The organism is Streptococcus danieliae, assembly GCF_013415245.1.
GTDB lineage: Bacteria > Bacillota > Bacilli > Lactobacillales > Streptococcaceae > Streptococcus > Streptococcus danieliae_A.
Window position 1 is genome coordinate 1 of record NZ_JACBXX010000244.1, and the last position, 14,291, is coordinate 14,291.

At 42.4% G+C, this 14,291-nt stretch carries 12 protein-coding genes and 3 pseudogenes; 9 read left to right on the plus strand and 6 right to left on the minus strand.

What is annotated here, in order from left to right:
* From HZY94_RS09955 to HZY94_RS09985, 7 genes and pseudogenes are all read left to right on the plus strand, one after another.
* A pseudogene (locus HZY94_RS09955) lies at nt 1-132 on the plus strand (IS30 family transposase); the annotation flags it as partial.
* A 213-nt stretch (nt 133-345) separates the two neighbouring features.
* The gene (locus HZY94_RS09960) at nt 346-1,434 is read left to right on the plus strand and encodes a hypothetical protein (protein WP_179925985.1); all 1,089 of its coding nucleotides are present in this window, start codon (nt 346-348) and stop codon (nt 1,432-1,434) included.
* A gap of 18 nt (nt 1,435-1,452) precedes the next feature.
* Nucleotides 1,453-2,565 carry a hypothetical protein gene (locus HZY94_RS09965; RefSeq protein ID WP_179925986.1) on the plus strand — a complete coding sequence of 371 codons (1,113 nt, stop codon included), beginning with the start codon at nt 1,453-1,455 and terminating at the stop codon, nt 2,563-2,565.
* 259 nt (nt 2,566-2,824) lie between these two features.
* Nucleotides 2,825-3,100, plus strand: a pseudogene (locus HZY94_RS10785) (transposase); the annotation flags it as partial.
* 284 nt (nt 3,101-3,384) lie between these two features.
* Nucleotides 3,385-4,035, plus strand: a complete 651-nt coding sequence (locus HZY94_RS09975; RefSeq protein WP_179925988.1) for a LysM peptidoglycan-binding domain-containing protein — start codon at nt 3,385-3,387, stop codon at nt 4,033-4,035.
* An 18-nt stretch (nt 4,036-4,053) separates the two neighbouring features.
* Nucleotides 4,054-5,169 carry a hypothetical protein gene (locus HZY94_RS09980; RefSeq protein WP_179925989.1) on the plus strand — a complete coding sequence of 372 codons (1,116 nt, stop codon included), beginning with the start codon at nt 4,054-4,056 and terminating at the stop codon, nt 5,167-5,169.
* Between the two features lie 560 nt (nt 5,170-5,729).
* On the plus strand, nt 5,730-6,482 hold the full coding sequence (locus HZY94_RS09985; RefSeq protein ID WP_179925990.1) for a hypothetical protein: 753 nt from the start codon (nt 5,730-5,732) through the stop codon (nt 6,480-6,482).
* A gap of 165 nt (nt 6,483-6,647) precedes the next feature.
* Here the strand turns inward: HZY94_RS09985 and HZY94_RS09990 are convergent, their stop codons facing one another.
* From HZY94_RS09990 to HZY94_RS10010, 5 genes and pseudogenes are all read right to left on the minus strand, one after another.
* Complete coding sequence (locus tag HZY94_RS09990; RefSeq protein WP_179925991.1) at nt 6,648-7,244, minus strand: HAD-IA family hydrolase; 597 nt, start codon at nt 7,242-7,244, stop codon at nt 6,648-6,650.
* Nucleotides 7,241-8,489, minus strand: a pseudogene (locus HZY94_RS09995) (MATE family efflux transporter). Before HZY94_RS09995 ends, HZY94_RS09990 begins: the two are co-directional and overlap by 4 nt.
* A gap of 198 nt (nt 8,490-8,687) precedes the next feature.
* Nucleotides 8,688-10,487, minus strand: a complete 1,800-nt coding sequence (locus tag HZY94_RS10000; protein WP_179925992.1) for an acyltransferase family protein — start codon at nt 10,485-10,487, stop codon at nt 8,688-8,690.
* Nucleotides 10,477-10,899: a hypothetical protein gene (locus HZY94_RS10005; protein ID WP_179925993.1), complete on the minus strand. Its 423-nt coding sequence runs from the start codon at nt 10,897-10,899 to the stop codon at nt 10,477-10,479. The genes HZY94_RS10000 and HZY94_RS10005 overlap by 11 nt, the downstream gene beginning before the upstream one ends.
* Complete coding sequence (locus tag HZY94_RS10010) at nt 10,899-11,321, minus strand: low molecular weight protein-tyrosine-phosphatase (protein WP_179923149.1); 423 nt, start codon at nt 11,319-11,321, stop codon at nt 10,899-10,901. The genes HZY94_RS10005 and HZY94_RS10010 overlap by 1 nt, the downstream gene beginning before the upstream one ends.
* Before the next feature lie 205 nt (nt 11,322-11,526).
* Here HZY94_RS10010 and HZY94_RS10015 point away from each other — a divergent pair, with 205 nt between their 5' ends.
* Nucleotides 11,527-12,438 carry a CPBP family intramembrane glutamic endopeptidase gene (locus tag HZY94_RS10015; protein WP_179925994.1) on the plus strand — a complete coding sequence of 304 codons (912 nt, stop codon included), beginning with the start codon at nt 11,527-11,529 and terminating at the stop codon, nt 12,436-12,438.
* Nucleotides 12,439-12,658: 220 nt separating this feature from the next.
* Here the strand turns inward: HZY94_RS10015 and ruvB are convergent, their stop codons facing one another.
* Nucleotides 12,659-13,660 (minus strand): Holliday junction branch migration DNA helicase RuvB, encoded by a 1,002-nt coding sequence (gene ruvB / locus HZY94_RS10020; RefSeq protein WP_160332117.1) that lies wholly within the window; start codon nt 13,658-13,660, stop codon nt 12,659-12,661.
* A gap of 458 nt (nt 13,661-14,118) precedes the next feature.
* Between ruvB and HZY94_RS10025 the strand changes: the two genes are divergently transcribed.
* Nucleotides 14,119-14,291, plus strand: a 173-nt coding sequence (locus HZY94_RS10025) for a helix-turn-helix domain-containing protein (RefSeq protein WP_179925744.1), incomplete at its 3' end; no start/stop codon positions are given.

Below are 14,291 nucleotides of genomic sequence, written 5' to 3' on the forward strand. Positions count from 1 at the left end.
CGCAGGTGGTTACCAAAAGGGACCAAAGAAACAACTCCCAAAGAAGTCGCTTTTATTGAAAATTGGATAAACAATTATCCTAAAAAATGTTTGGACTACAAGTCACCAAAGGAATTTCTTAGTGGTGGCTAATTTCAACTTGAAATTTAGCAACCATCAGCAGTTGGAAACAACTGCTAGATGGCGGAGATTTTGAGACCTTGGCTCAAAATCTAGTGATGAGACTCCGAAGGAGGCTGCTCACGTCCGCACTACCGAATAGGAATACCCGCTTATTTAAAATAAGGCGACAATAAGTATGAGTTTTTAGAAGTGCCCTTAAAAATTACTAGAAAAGGAAATTACATGTTAGAAATCGACCTCTATAAATATAACCTAGATAATCCAACTTACATTGATGACTGGACCTCTATATCAGATATCGGTAAAAAGTTTCATGGAAAGATTTTAACCTATCAAAACTATCTTCAAGAAGAAGATCGTTATGTCAACACAATCCAAGAACTTTTACAATTCTTCCATGTCCAAAATCTGACAGTTGATTGGTGTTCAAAATTTTTCAGCTTACGCTATCATCAAAAACATGGGCGACTAACCTCTGTTCAGAGCCAGCTTTACCAAAAATTAGATAAAGGACTCATCGTAAACAAAAATGAAATCGCAGATATTATCCGTCTCAATTTACGTGAAAGCATTGACTGTAGTTTATCTAATAGCGCTATCACTATTTACTTTGGCTACGACTACTATATGGCTATAAAAATAGCAGATAAATCTACCTTACATTCCATTACAAATATCATTAAGAGACATGGATTATTTTGGCGATTTTCCAAAAATCACTACTACTCTGAGGATAAAAATGATAATGTTGCTTTCGAATTCACTTGGAATAATGGACTTATCAATCCACCAGGTGATTACCATCATGACCTCCGTATTTCCAAGGATGATCCCTTGAATCGTACCTATACCGAATGGAGTCATTTTAACGAAGTAGAAAATGGTTTGAGCTTCCAAGACTACCAAGTTGTCGAAAACCACTACCTTCAACTTCTATTGGAAATCCTTGACTTCTTCGGAATTCAAGAATTTTCGTTAGATAGTCTTGACAAGTACAATATAGAAAATCTCATGGTTTCGTCACACTTCTTCACGCAAGCAGAAGAAACTTTTTTCCAACAATTACCCGAGGATTTCGAGAAAATCACCATTACAAACTCTGACTTCTCAATCTTCTTCCGACTGATGTTTAGACGTAGAATCCAAGCATGGATTGAAACAGATTTTCTCTCCATCCAATTCGACTCTTCCTACCGGCTCTACCTCTCCTTCTACGGTCACAAAAAGGAGATTCAAAATCTAATTGAAAAACACGGACTTTATTGGCAAGAACGGCAACCACCCTATCACGAAGCTGTCCATTTCAGTTAATTAAAAGAGGAATTCTCTATGCCAGCATTATCTATTTACAAGTACGACAAAAGCAACCCCAACTACGTTGACGATTGGACAGCTATATCTGATATTGGGGATAGCTTTTATGGAAAAGTATTGACCTTAGAAGACTATCTTGAAGTCGAAAACCGGTATGTCCAAACCATTGAAAAGATTCTACAATTATTCAACGTTGATAGCCTTGAGGTAAGAGAGTTGGAAAAAGCTTTTAGTTTTCATTCCCAAAAAAAGGAAAATCGACTAAACCAAAAACAAGGACACTTATTTCAACAACTTGATAACGGATTGTTACTAACTAGAGAAGCAATCTCTGAGCTTGTTCGATTTAATCTCCGGGAAACAGTCTGGTGCCGTCTCTACAGCCCTAATCTTCAAGTCCACTTTGGCTATGATTATTATATGTATGTCCAAAGTATGGACGAGGAGAAACTCGAACAGTGTAAGCAGATCATCCGTGAGATGAATCTTTACTATCAAGAATTTTTAATCTCCCCTCATCAAATGGAGGAAGAAGATATTACTCCTCATACTTACACTTGGGGTGATGGTCAGACCAATCCACCAGGTGATTACCATCATGACCTCCGTATTTCCAAGGATAATCCTCAGAATCGCACCTATACCGAGTGGAGTAATTTTGACGAAATCGAAAATGGACTAGATTGGGAAGAATACCAAGCTATGGAACAGAAATACCTCCAGCTAGTTTTAGACTTTTTGGAGTTCTTCCAAGTAAACGAACTAGTCATCAATGGAATATCTCTGCATAAAATTCAGGAAATCGGTGTCCCTGAACACTACTTCTCCCCTAAGGAAATAGTACTATTCCAACAATTGCAGGAATATGATGAAAACGTGGAAGATTGGACAGTTGAAGGTCTCATCGTCCAAAAAAAAGACTTTTCCACCCTATTTAGACTAATGTTCAAGGGTATATTTACGAATTGGATTACCAACGGCTCTACTACCATCCAATTCGACTCTTCCTACCGGCTCTACCTCTCTTTCTACGGCCACAAAAAGGAGATTCAAGATTTAGTTGAAAAACATGGCCTTTATTGGCAAGAACGCCAACCACCTTATAAGGAAGTGGTCGGTTTCAGATAATTAAGGGCACTTCTAAAAACTCATACTTATTGTCGCCTTATTTTAAATAGGCAGGTATTCCTATTTGGTAGTGCAGACGTGAGCAGCCTCCTTCGGAGTCTCATCACTAGATTTTGAGCCAAGGTCTCAAAATCTCCGCCATCAGCAGTTGTTTCCAACTGCTGATGGTTCCACTACAGTAGAAATACCTGCTTTTCTTTATTTTCACTCCTTAAGTTTTGTGAGATAACAGAATTACTAATATAAACAAGGGGTTGTCGTGCTATTATTTTCCGACGATGAACGACTTCTAGAAAAACCTTCACAATTAGGAAATCAACTAGAACGACTTGATAAGACTATGAATTGGACAAGATTTCGACTAGCCCTGAACCGCATTTTTGGCAATAAAAAGAAAAATCCTGCAAAAGGTGGTAGACCTCCCTATGACTACCTCATGATGTTTAAAATTCTCCTTCTTGCACGCCTCTATAATTTGTCAGACGAAGCCATGGAATACCAGCTATATGATCGTCTGTCTTTTCGTCGTTTTGTTTGAACAGATAAAACGACTGAATTTGAATACATGGGCTTAGTGCGTCCAAAAATCAGAATTCTCCCGATAATCGGGATAGAAAAGTAGGAAATACAGGGACTTTTGCTGGAAATTGGAGGCCAAGCTTTTTATATGACGGAATGTTTCTAGTTTTATAGGTGCCCTTAAGAGAGGATCCTATATGACAATATTATCAATTTATAAATCTGTTCCATATTATCAGTTTTCAGGGATTCCACACAACTCGACAAAGAACTAGAATTGCCAACGACCACAAGATCACCATGCAGGAACTCCTGGACTGGAATCAGATTAGCAATCAAACCATCCACCCCGGGCAACAGCTCGTCACCCAAAAACCAACAAGTCCTGCTGCAAGCACTGCCAGCAGCTCCTACACGGTCAAAGCAGGCGATTCGGTCTGGAAAATTGCCCACGATCATGGCATCTCCATGGATGATTTAGTCAAGTGGAACAAGATCTCCAACTTTACCATCCACCCCGGCGAAGTCCTCATCCTCAAACAACCAACAGAAGCTCCTTACTCCGGACTCACAACCCATACCGTCCAAGCTGGTGAATCCGTCTGGCTCATCGCTCAGAAATACGGTATCACCATGGATGAATTAGTGGAATGGAATCACATTTCCAATTTTACAATTCATCCAGGGCAAAGAGTGATTATTGGCTATGTACCCTCTCCAGAAACTACAAAACTTGCTAAAGAATTGGGATACAAAAAAAGCAATGAACGAGGTAAACATAATAGACCAATTTATGAACGTACAAAAGGAAAAGGGCCTAAATTTATCTCTCCAGATCGAAGAAGTCATAAAGGAGGATACTGGAAAGGTGCCGATACAATAAAGGAACTGAAAAAGAAATTCTCACGTAGTGGAACTTACGATAAATACCTGAATAGAATAGATGATTAATTGTTAGGAGACTAAAAAATGTACACGCTCGAAGTCTACAAATATGATAAACACAACAAAAAATATTACGGAGACTGGACAGCAATTTCAGATATTGGAAAAAACTTTCATGGAAAAGTATTGACCTTTGAAGAGTATCTAAAAGAGGAGGACAGACATGTTCAACTCATAGTAGATATTCTCAACTCCCTTCAAGTCAAATCACTTGACGTCCGTTATCTCGGAAAATCAGCTAGTTTACGAGTTCATCAGATCCATCATTATTTGAATTCTAACTTGGGTATGTTATATCAGGAACTAGAAAACGGCCTTACTTTAAGCACAAACAGACTTCAAGATGCCATTCGATTGAGTCTACGAGAATGTATTGATTGTTTATTTATAGATGAAGCTATCGAAATAGCCGTCGACTATGACTACTATCTGGAAATTCATTTATACTCCAACAATCAACTAAACAATATCATCAATATCATCAACAGTAATGGATTCTTTTGGAAACTGTTAGAGCATCCACAAATAGGCTACGATGCAGAAGAACAATTAGCCTATAATCATACCTGGGGCGATGGTCAGACCAATCCACCAGGTTACTATCACCATGACCTCCGTATTTCCAAAGATGATCCTCTGAATCGCACCTATACCGAGTGGAGTCATTTTGATGAAATCGAGAATGGACTAGACTGGGAGGAGTACCAAGCTACGGAACAAAAATACCTCCAGCTAGTCTTGGACTTTTTAGACTTCTTCCAGATCAGTCAACTAGCCATCAATGGAGGACTAGAATTTACCAGCATTCAGGAACTCGAAGTCCCTGCACATTATTTTTCTCCTACAGAAGAAGCACTCTACCAAAAACTATATGAATATGATGAAAGTATAGAAGATCGGACAGCCGAATCCTTTATCGTTCAAAAAAAGGACTTTTCCACCTTCTTCCAATTAATTTTCAAAGGTAGATTTTATGCTTGGATAAACACAGATTCCCTCACCATCCAATTCGACTCTTCCTACCGGCTCTACCTCTCCTTCTACGGCCACAAAAAGGAGATTCAAGATTTAGTTGAAAAACATGGGCTTTATTGGCAGGAACGGCAACCACCTTATAAAAAAGCCGTTGGCTTCAGATAATTAATGCTCATTAAAATTCAAAATCTGACGTTGTCAAGTCTACTTGGTGAAACTCAGTTCAACCTAACTTCGCTTTCACATTTTTGGGCTCAGGTTGAAAAGCTCTCCCAGACCTTTTCAACCTTTCCTAGTCATTTTTTTGAATTTCTGCGAGTATTCAGATTTTGATTTTAACTAGGTATAAGAAAGGATCCCATATGCCCGCATTATCCATTCACAAATACGATAAAAGTAATCCGAATTACATCCATGATTGGACCGGTTTTTATGATATCGGTCAACAGTTTTACGGAAAACTGCTATCATTTGAAGGCTACCTCCAGGTAGAAAATCTCTATATCCAGGCTATTCAGGACATACTAGACGTCCTTCAAATAAATAACCTATCTATTTGCTATTGCCGTAAATCCGACAGTCGTAAAAATACAAAGACAGACGCTGCTCTTACCCCGGAGCAATACCTTCTCTATCAACGAATAGATGATGGAATGCTATTAAATCGTTCTGAGATTTCTGATGTAGTTCGACTTAATTTAAGAGGTACTTTGGGATGTAGACTTGTGGGAAATAACATAAACATTCACTTTGGTTATGACTATTACATGTACGTTGAAATGTCTAGTAAAGCCTACTTTAAAGAATTACAGCAAATCATTACTGCAGCAGGACTCTACTGGCAAGAATTCCCGATTGCCCCCTACCATTTAGATAAAGAGGATGTAGATGCCTTATCTTTTCGTTGGGGCAATGGCCAGACCAATCCACCAGGAGACTATCACCATGACCTTCGAATTTCCAAGGATAATCCTCTGAATCGCACCTATACCGAGTGGAGTCATTTTGACGAAATCGAAAACGGACTGGATTGGGAAGAATACCAAGCTGTGGAACAAAAATACCTCCAGCTCGTTTTAGACTTTTTAGAGTTATTCCAGATAGATCAATTAGCCGTTAATGGAGGTCTAGGATTCACTACCATTCAGGAACTCAGTGTTCCTGCCCACTACTTCTCGCCCCAAGAAGAAACACTATTCCAACAATTGCAGGAATATAACGAAACTGTAGAAGATTGGACAGTGGAATCATTCATTATCCCAAAAGAAGATTTTACAACCCTCTTCCAATTAATTTTCAAAGGTAGATTTTATGCTTGGATAAGTACAGATTCTCTCACCATCCAATTCGACTCTTCTTACCGGCTCTACCTCTCCTTCTACGGCTACAAAAAAGAAGTCCAGCAACTGATTGAAAAGCATGGTCTGTACTGGCAGGAACGCCAACCACCCTATCACGAGGCTGTCGGTTTCAGTTAACATCATTCCTTCACAAAAAGAGCCCTGCCTAGCAAAGCTCTTTTTTGGAGATTATTATGAAAAAGAAAAGTTTTAGGAGTCAAATTAAGAGGTTTTCTTAATTTGTGACTCTAGTATAGCCTCGCCACCTTAAAACAAGCTTAAGCTAGTGCTTATTTTTCCGAGTTACAAAAACGGTAACTCCGAAATCTCCCCCAAGTGCTCAATCGCCTGACTCTCTGGGTGGGATAAAAAATTGATGGACTGGATCCCCGCTGCCAGGGCGGCTTCAATATCCAGCAGACGATCGCCAATATAGTAGGTCTGATCAGGATTCAATTTGTACTTATCCATCAAATAATAGAGGGCCTCCGGATCCGGTTTCCGCGCAAAGCCATCGCTGGCGGTCACCACCTCCCGGAAGTAGGCAGCCAAATCCAGGCGCTCCAAGAGCGGGTGGGCTTCCTCATCCTTGTGGGTAAACACAAACTGCTGGATCCCCTGCTCCTCCGCCCAGTCCAGCACCTCCTGAGCTCCCGGTAACAGGCGGATTTCTCCACTGAATTGCGGCAAAGCCGTTTGGTACAGAGATTTCAAATTGCTGCCCGTTTCTTTTTCAATTTTTTCAAAAAAATCCTTAACAGAAGTCGCCAGAATATGCCGGCGAATAGCCTCCTTGTCAAAAGGAACATCCGTGTTCCTCAAGGCCTGGTTAATGGCAGCCAAGATGGCTTCATAAGAATCCAAGAGCGTCCCATCCAAATCCCAAATAAAAGCAGTCATACCTGCTCCTTTCTATACAAACGGTAATGACGTCTGAGCCACCACCAACGAAAACCATTGTCCACGATTGTTCCAATCCAGATGCCAACTAAACCCCAGCCCAACCAATGACCGAACAAGGCTCCACAGCCTAAGCGCAGGACCCACATGCCGATACTAGTCGCATAAAAAGGCAAGCGAGCATTGCCCAAACCCTGCCACAAACTGGTGTAGATCAGGGTCCCGGCTGTCATAGGCGTCCCTAGGAGGGCAAACAGTAAGACTGTCTGACTAGCGGCTAAAACCTGGGGCTGGCTATTGTAAAGTTGCGTGAGAGGCTGCCCCAAGAGGTAAAAGACCAGGGCGATTGGAGCCATCAAAATCAAGGTCCAGAAATAGAGGCGGTGGGTCAAGACATCCACCTGTTCCCAATCCTCCTGCCCCCGTGCCTGGGCAATCAGAATCACGCCCGCTGTAGCCATCCCTAGGGCTGGCATCACATTGAATTGAATCAAGGTTTCGCCAATCGCATTTCCGGCAACCACTTCTGTTCCAAAGGACACAACCAGAACCATTAGCAGAAAATCGCCTAAACGCATCATCAGACGTTCCCCCGCAGCCGGAAGGGCAAAACTCACCAAGCTCCAATTCCAAGTCCAGGAAAATCCCAGGAGAGGAAAGGGAACCCGCCACCAAAGGTAGAGTGTCCCCAACAAACGGGCTAGGACTGTTCCCAGGGCAACCCCCATCAAACCTCCATTCAGACCATAAAGGAAAACAAAGGAGAGTATCACATTTAGCAAATTGGCTAATAAACTAATCCACATAGGTTCCTGGGGTCTCCCCCAGGTTCGCAAAATAGCCCCCAGACTCATCATCAGCCCCTGAAATAGGATAGTTCCCCCGACGAAACTGAGGTAAAGACCACCGGTCTGGGCCACAGCAGGATCTGTCCCCATCAAAACCAGAATCGCAGGACCTGCCAACACCGACAGCAAGCCCAAGACCAGGGCCAACAAGACGGTTAACGCCAAACCCGATCGAGCCAACTGCTGGGCCTCCTCCTCGTCTGTAGCCTGAGCCTTGGCGACAAAACTGGACAGGGTTGCCACCAAGGCCAAAAACAAGGCCTGATAGATCGCTAATACGCTAGAAGCCAAGACTGGCTACTAGATAGGAGTCGACCACTCCCATCACCATCTGTAAAAAATTCTCCAACATGGCCGGTAAGGCCACATTAAAAATTCGCCGATTAATAGTGTTCATAAGTCTAGTATAGCAAAATGAGGCTGGGTTCAAGACACCAACCTCTTGCTAGTTCAATTTGATACTACTTCCATTCTAAAAGCCTTACTCCAACTATTTTGAATTCAAACAAGGCAGCGAGACGCAGCCATCAGAGAAGCTGAGACTAGTCAAAACTAACAAGGTGTAGATTTAAAATAGAAAGAGTATTAGAAAGGATTAGGGTTTGGTCGGAGCATCCTGGGCCTTCTTCAAGGCATCCCGAACGGTCTTAGCGTATAGTTTCCCACCTTGGGCAATGCTATTGGCATTGGCTCCAAAGTGAACATCATCTGTCCCGTACCAGATTTCAGGGTTGTCGACAGCCGTCTGATGCCAGTCCGCAACAAGTACATAGTCATACTGATCCGCCAGTTTGAGCATGTAATCTCGGGTCCGGTTGGCAATCGCATTGGGATTATCCAAAACCCGACCATCATAAGGCGTTACAAGAATCAAACGATGATCAGCTGGTAGAAGCTCCATTAATTGATCCAATTCCTCAGCATAATCGTTCACTTCATTGACCCCAAGAGCAATAATGACATCGGTCACCAGGGTGCCATTTTTGGTCGCCTTTTTCAGCATTTTCCGGCCATCAATCAGGTTCCGTGACACAGCCGCATCCATATCAAGTCCAGGAAGGGCTTCATGGAGCCAATCACTGGCCCGCAGGGCAACAGAATCGCCAATCAGTGTCGCCCCATTAGCCACAGCATCAGGATTTTCGGTTCGAATCCGAGTTGAACGCATTTGCTGCCGAGCCTGCTGTAGACTGTTACCCACTAAATTAGCCTCAAAACTGCCCATCATTGGACTGGTCACAACCCCGATGCCCCAGGCAGTTACCAACAGGAGCGGTAGAACCCACCCTTTCCAGCCCAGGCTGGGAAGAACCACGGGCGTACCCAAGATTTTCGGATTTTTCCCTTGCAAGATTGGCTCTAAGAGGTAAAAAGAAAAAGCAGCCAAGATCAGAGAAAACAGCGTGGTTAGGAAAACGGCTTGATCATGCCCCATCCATTCGGAAAAAATCAAATAAAGGGGCCAATGGAAGAGATAAACTCCGTAAGAGGTGCTGGCTAGGAAGTCCAGTAGCCGTGGTTCCTTGAGCCGGGTCTTCTCATGTAAGATACGTGTGGTCAGGATCATCATCCCCGCCAAAAGGGAGGCTGCCAAGAGACCCAGAGTATAGGTCCACAAGGACTCAAAGGGGAGAAAACGAGCCAGTGCAATCGACAGCCCCAAGGCTCCCAGATAAACCAACAGGGTCTTGCCCAAACTCCACTTCTGGATCAGACTCCGCAACAACATGCCCTGGTGCTGCAAGCCCGTCAAGGCAGCTAGACTCGATCCTACAAAAAAGGGGAAACTGTGTGATAAGGTTGAGAAATATAAATTGGAAACATTGTCCGTTGTGAAAGTTCCAATCAACATACTGATGTAAGACACCAGAAGAAAACCGGTTGATACCAAAAATACCTGACTCTTAAACCGGCGAATATCTTTCGAGCCACGCGCCACAAACGCTAACACTAGTACCCAAACCAGGTAGTAGTGCACCTCTAAAGCCAAACTCCAGGTATGCAAAAAGAGATGAGGAATAAATTGACTTTCATAACTCCCCCCCAGAAGTATCTCATACCAGTTGGTTACAAACCCTAAAGCCCCTGCCGTCTGGGTGCCGATATCCACCCGAAAATCGGACTTAACAAACAAGATCAAGGGGGCAACCACCAAGAGCATCAAAACCAAAGGTGGCACAATCCGATAGAGCCGCCGTTTCAGGTAAGCTACCAGATCAATCTTCTTAGTTTTCCCAACTTCCTCAATCAATAGCGCTGTGATTAGAAAACCTGAGAAGGTGAAGAAGATATCTACCCCAATAAAACCGCCTGGTAATTGCTCCTTATAAAAGTGATAAATCAGGACAAAGAGCAGCCCTGTGATCCGAATAAGAGAAAACCATTTAATTCTCATCTTGATAGATTCCTTGTTTAAAAGTTCCAGTATAGGCGACCTTATCCTCTGTTACCAACTCTCCTTTTCCATCTGGTTTTCCATTGGCAAATTGACCCGTGTAACGCCAACCGTCCTTGGATGTAAAGGTCCCATGACCCTGGAAGGCCCCATTTTTAAACTCACCTTCATAGACATCACCGTTCTCATAGGTCAATTTGCCTTGACCCGTTATTTTTCCACGTACCAGGGTGCCCTCATAGGTCATTTTGCCATTGTTTAAGGCAATCTTCCCCCTCATGGGGATTCCAGATGCAAAAACCCACAGGGCACAAAGAAGGATCACCAAGCCTGTCATCAATTCAAAACCCGACCGTTTCCAACGAATCCCCTTGGAAGCGGTTGGTTTCTTTTTAGCTACTTGTCCTGCCATCACAATTCTCCTACTTTTTCTTTCCATTCTTGACAGCCTTGACGAACGAGACGGTAGGTTTCCTCAAAATCACCGGTGTACCACGGATCAGGTACTTCACCGTCAATTAAGGGATGAATCTTATCCAAGGCTTCTTGAGGGGCCATCGCTTGTAAATCTTCCAGATTCGATCGGTCCATGGCCAGAATTAAATCGGCCTCAAGAAAGTCTTTTTGGGAAATTTGTTGGGACTGTTTCGATAAATCGTAGGGAATTTGGTATTTTTGCAGAATCGCTTGTGTCCCTTGGTGGATTGGATTACCATGTTCCCACGTCGAAGTGGCACGACTTTCTACATCCCAAGAGGGCATTTCCTGCTTCATCACAAACTCCGCCATCGGGCTGCGACAAATATTTCCTAAGCAAACCATAATCACATTCATATCGTATACCTCCCCTCCATTATAACATATAAGGAAAGGGTGAATAAAAGAATTTCTGAACCTCTATGGAGATAGTGACTTCATGAATCAGGTTTTTCTAAGTATTACATATCATTATTTGTATATTTATGATAAAATGAATCTAGAAAAGCTATTTCCAGTCAATGACTCTTTTGAATAACGTGAAAAACGGAGGAAGAATGAGATAATGCAAAAAAGAATATTAGAAAACACGACCAAACGGTATGAAAAACTGCCCGCATGGCTAATGATTATTCTTGCCTGTTTGATGGTAGAACTTTTCTTTATCGGCGGTACTGTGATTGGGGGCCTCATCCTTGCCGTTCTTTCAATGCCCTTCCTGATTTCTAATCTAGAGAATCTGGATGCAATCATTGAAACGTTTACTCACCTATATGTTCAACTGGGGATATTTGCCTTTATTACGCTGACACTTTTCGCCTGGGTGAAATGGTACGAGAAACGCCCCATTTCTAGCCTTGGATTTTTCAAGACAAATTATTTGCTTGAAATTCTAAAAGGTTGGGGAGTGGGAATGCTAACCTTCAGCTGTTCCTTAGGACTGAGCTATCTTTTTGGCGGTGTTGTATTAAACCGTATCGATTTTTCAGGTAACACTCTCCTCTTTGTCCTATCAACTATCCCATTTTGGTTGATTCAAGGAGGTACCGAAGAACTTCTAACCCGTGCCTGGCTTCTACCGATTATCAACAAACGTTCAAACCTTGCTCTTGCAATTGGCATCTCGAGTACTCTTTTTGGAATCATACACTTGGGTAATAACAATGTGACTGTCTTATCCATTTTAAGCATCATCTTATCTGGGGTATTCATGGCTCTCTACATGCTTAAGACCGACAATATCTGGGGTGTTGCAGGTCTGCACGGTGCTTGGAATTTCACACAAGGCAATATTTTCGGAGTTGCCGTCAGCGGTACAACTACTGGTCCTTCGCTCTTTTCATTTGAAACAAAAACTGGTGTAGCAAAATGGATTTCAGGTGGATCCTTTGGAACTGAAGGTAGCATCATGGCAAGCATCATCTTACTTCTTGGAATTATTTATTTAGCCCTTCAATTGAAAAAAGAAAACTAACTCCGCCCAATCAATAAGAGGCAGGTCCACTTGGAACCTGCCTCTTATTGATTTTTTCCTTCTGATACGAAGATTAGACTTCCTGCAAAACAGTGACAGAACCTAAGATTTATCGGAGTCATCACTTGAAAAAGACTGAGTTGCAAAATGTTTCAGTGTGGTTATGCGATCTCTCCTGCTGAGAAATGGGATCTAATACATTAGTTCCGCAGGAAGTCTATTAATTTGTTCCTGGTAAAGGATAGCCCAAATGTTCATAAGCTTTTGCAGTAGCCTGACGGCCACTGCGAGTGCGGATAATAAAGCCTTGTTGAATCAGGTAGGGTTCGTACATGTCTTCAACCGTCTCTCGCTCTTCTGCAATATTAATGGCGATGGTCGACAGACCAACAGGACCTCCATTGTAGAGCTCAATCATGGTGCGGAGAATTTTCTGATCCACATAGTCCAAACCCTCCTGGTCTACATCTAACATGGTCAGAGCTTGATGAGTCATCTCCCGATTGATGATTCCTTCTCCTTTAATCTGCGCAAAATCGCGAACACGCTTGAGCAGGCGGTTGGCAATCCGAGGTGTTCCCCGACTCCGACGAGCCAGCTCAATGGCTGCTTCTGGTAAAATCTCTGTTTCAAAAATAGCTGCCGTTCGCTCCACAATCTCTGTCAAATCGTTGAGTTCATAGTATTCCATGTGGGCATTAATCCCAAAGCGAGCCCGTAAGGGATTGGACAACATTCCTGCCCGTGTCGTTGCACCAATCAATGTAAAAGGCGGTAATTGCAGATGCACTGAGCGACTGGTTTCGCCACTGCCAATCATAATGTCCACATAAAAATCCTCCATAGCACTATAAAGAATCTCTTCGACAGCCATGGGCATGCGATGGATTTCATCAATAAAAAGGACATCGCCTGGTTCCAAGTCATTCAAAAGAGCTACCAAATCCCCAGCCTTTTCAATCACTGGACCTGAGGTTTGCTTGAGATTGACCCCCAATTCATTTGCGATAACAAAGGCCATAGTCGTTTTTCCCAAACCGGGAGGACCAAACAACAAGGTGTGATCCAAAGATTCATCCCGTAATTTTGCGGCCTCAATAAAAATCTTTAACTGCTCCTTGACCTTCCCCTGGCCAATATACTCCTGAAAATTTTGCGGACGAAGACTTCCTTCAATCAGACTATCCTCTTCCCTTTGTTCCATATCCACTAATCTAGTCATGGGTCTATTATATCAGAAAATCCTAGCAAACTTTTCCTGCACCTAAGATTTGTTCTGCTCTAAAACACTCACTACACCAACTTATCGTAGTTTTATATCCTTAGCACAAATCTATAAATTGATAATATATTAAAAAATTCATATTTTGTCAAGAATTTTTTAAGTTTTTATGGTAAAATCTTAATAGAGGGAAGGAAACAAAAATTTTAAAATGAAGTTAGCCACCCATCCTATCTGCTAGATAAGTACTACAACTCATTCTGATGAGTTGTCTGATTTCATTTGATAATAGGTTTGGAGCTGTTAGGCTAATTGGCCAAGGCTAATGATAGCCTTGGTTTAGCCCTCAAAACAGCTTCAAAAGTCCCTGTTGTCAAATGAAATCCTTTTGTAAGGTATAAGAAAACACCTCCGTGCTATACTTGTTGTTCACCACAAACAAAAGGAAAGGCACAGAGATGCAAAACAATTATACAACAAAAGGAAAACATTTGACAATTAATGATCGTCGCTACATTGAACGATGGAACAAAGAAGGAAAATCCAATCGAGAAATTGCTCGCCTACTTGGAAGAGCTCCTCAAGCAATCAATAACGAAATCAAGCGAGGGCAAGTCTTACAACAAGTGAG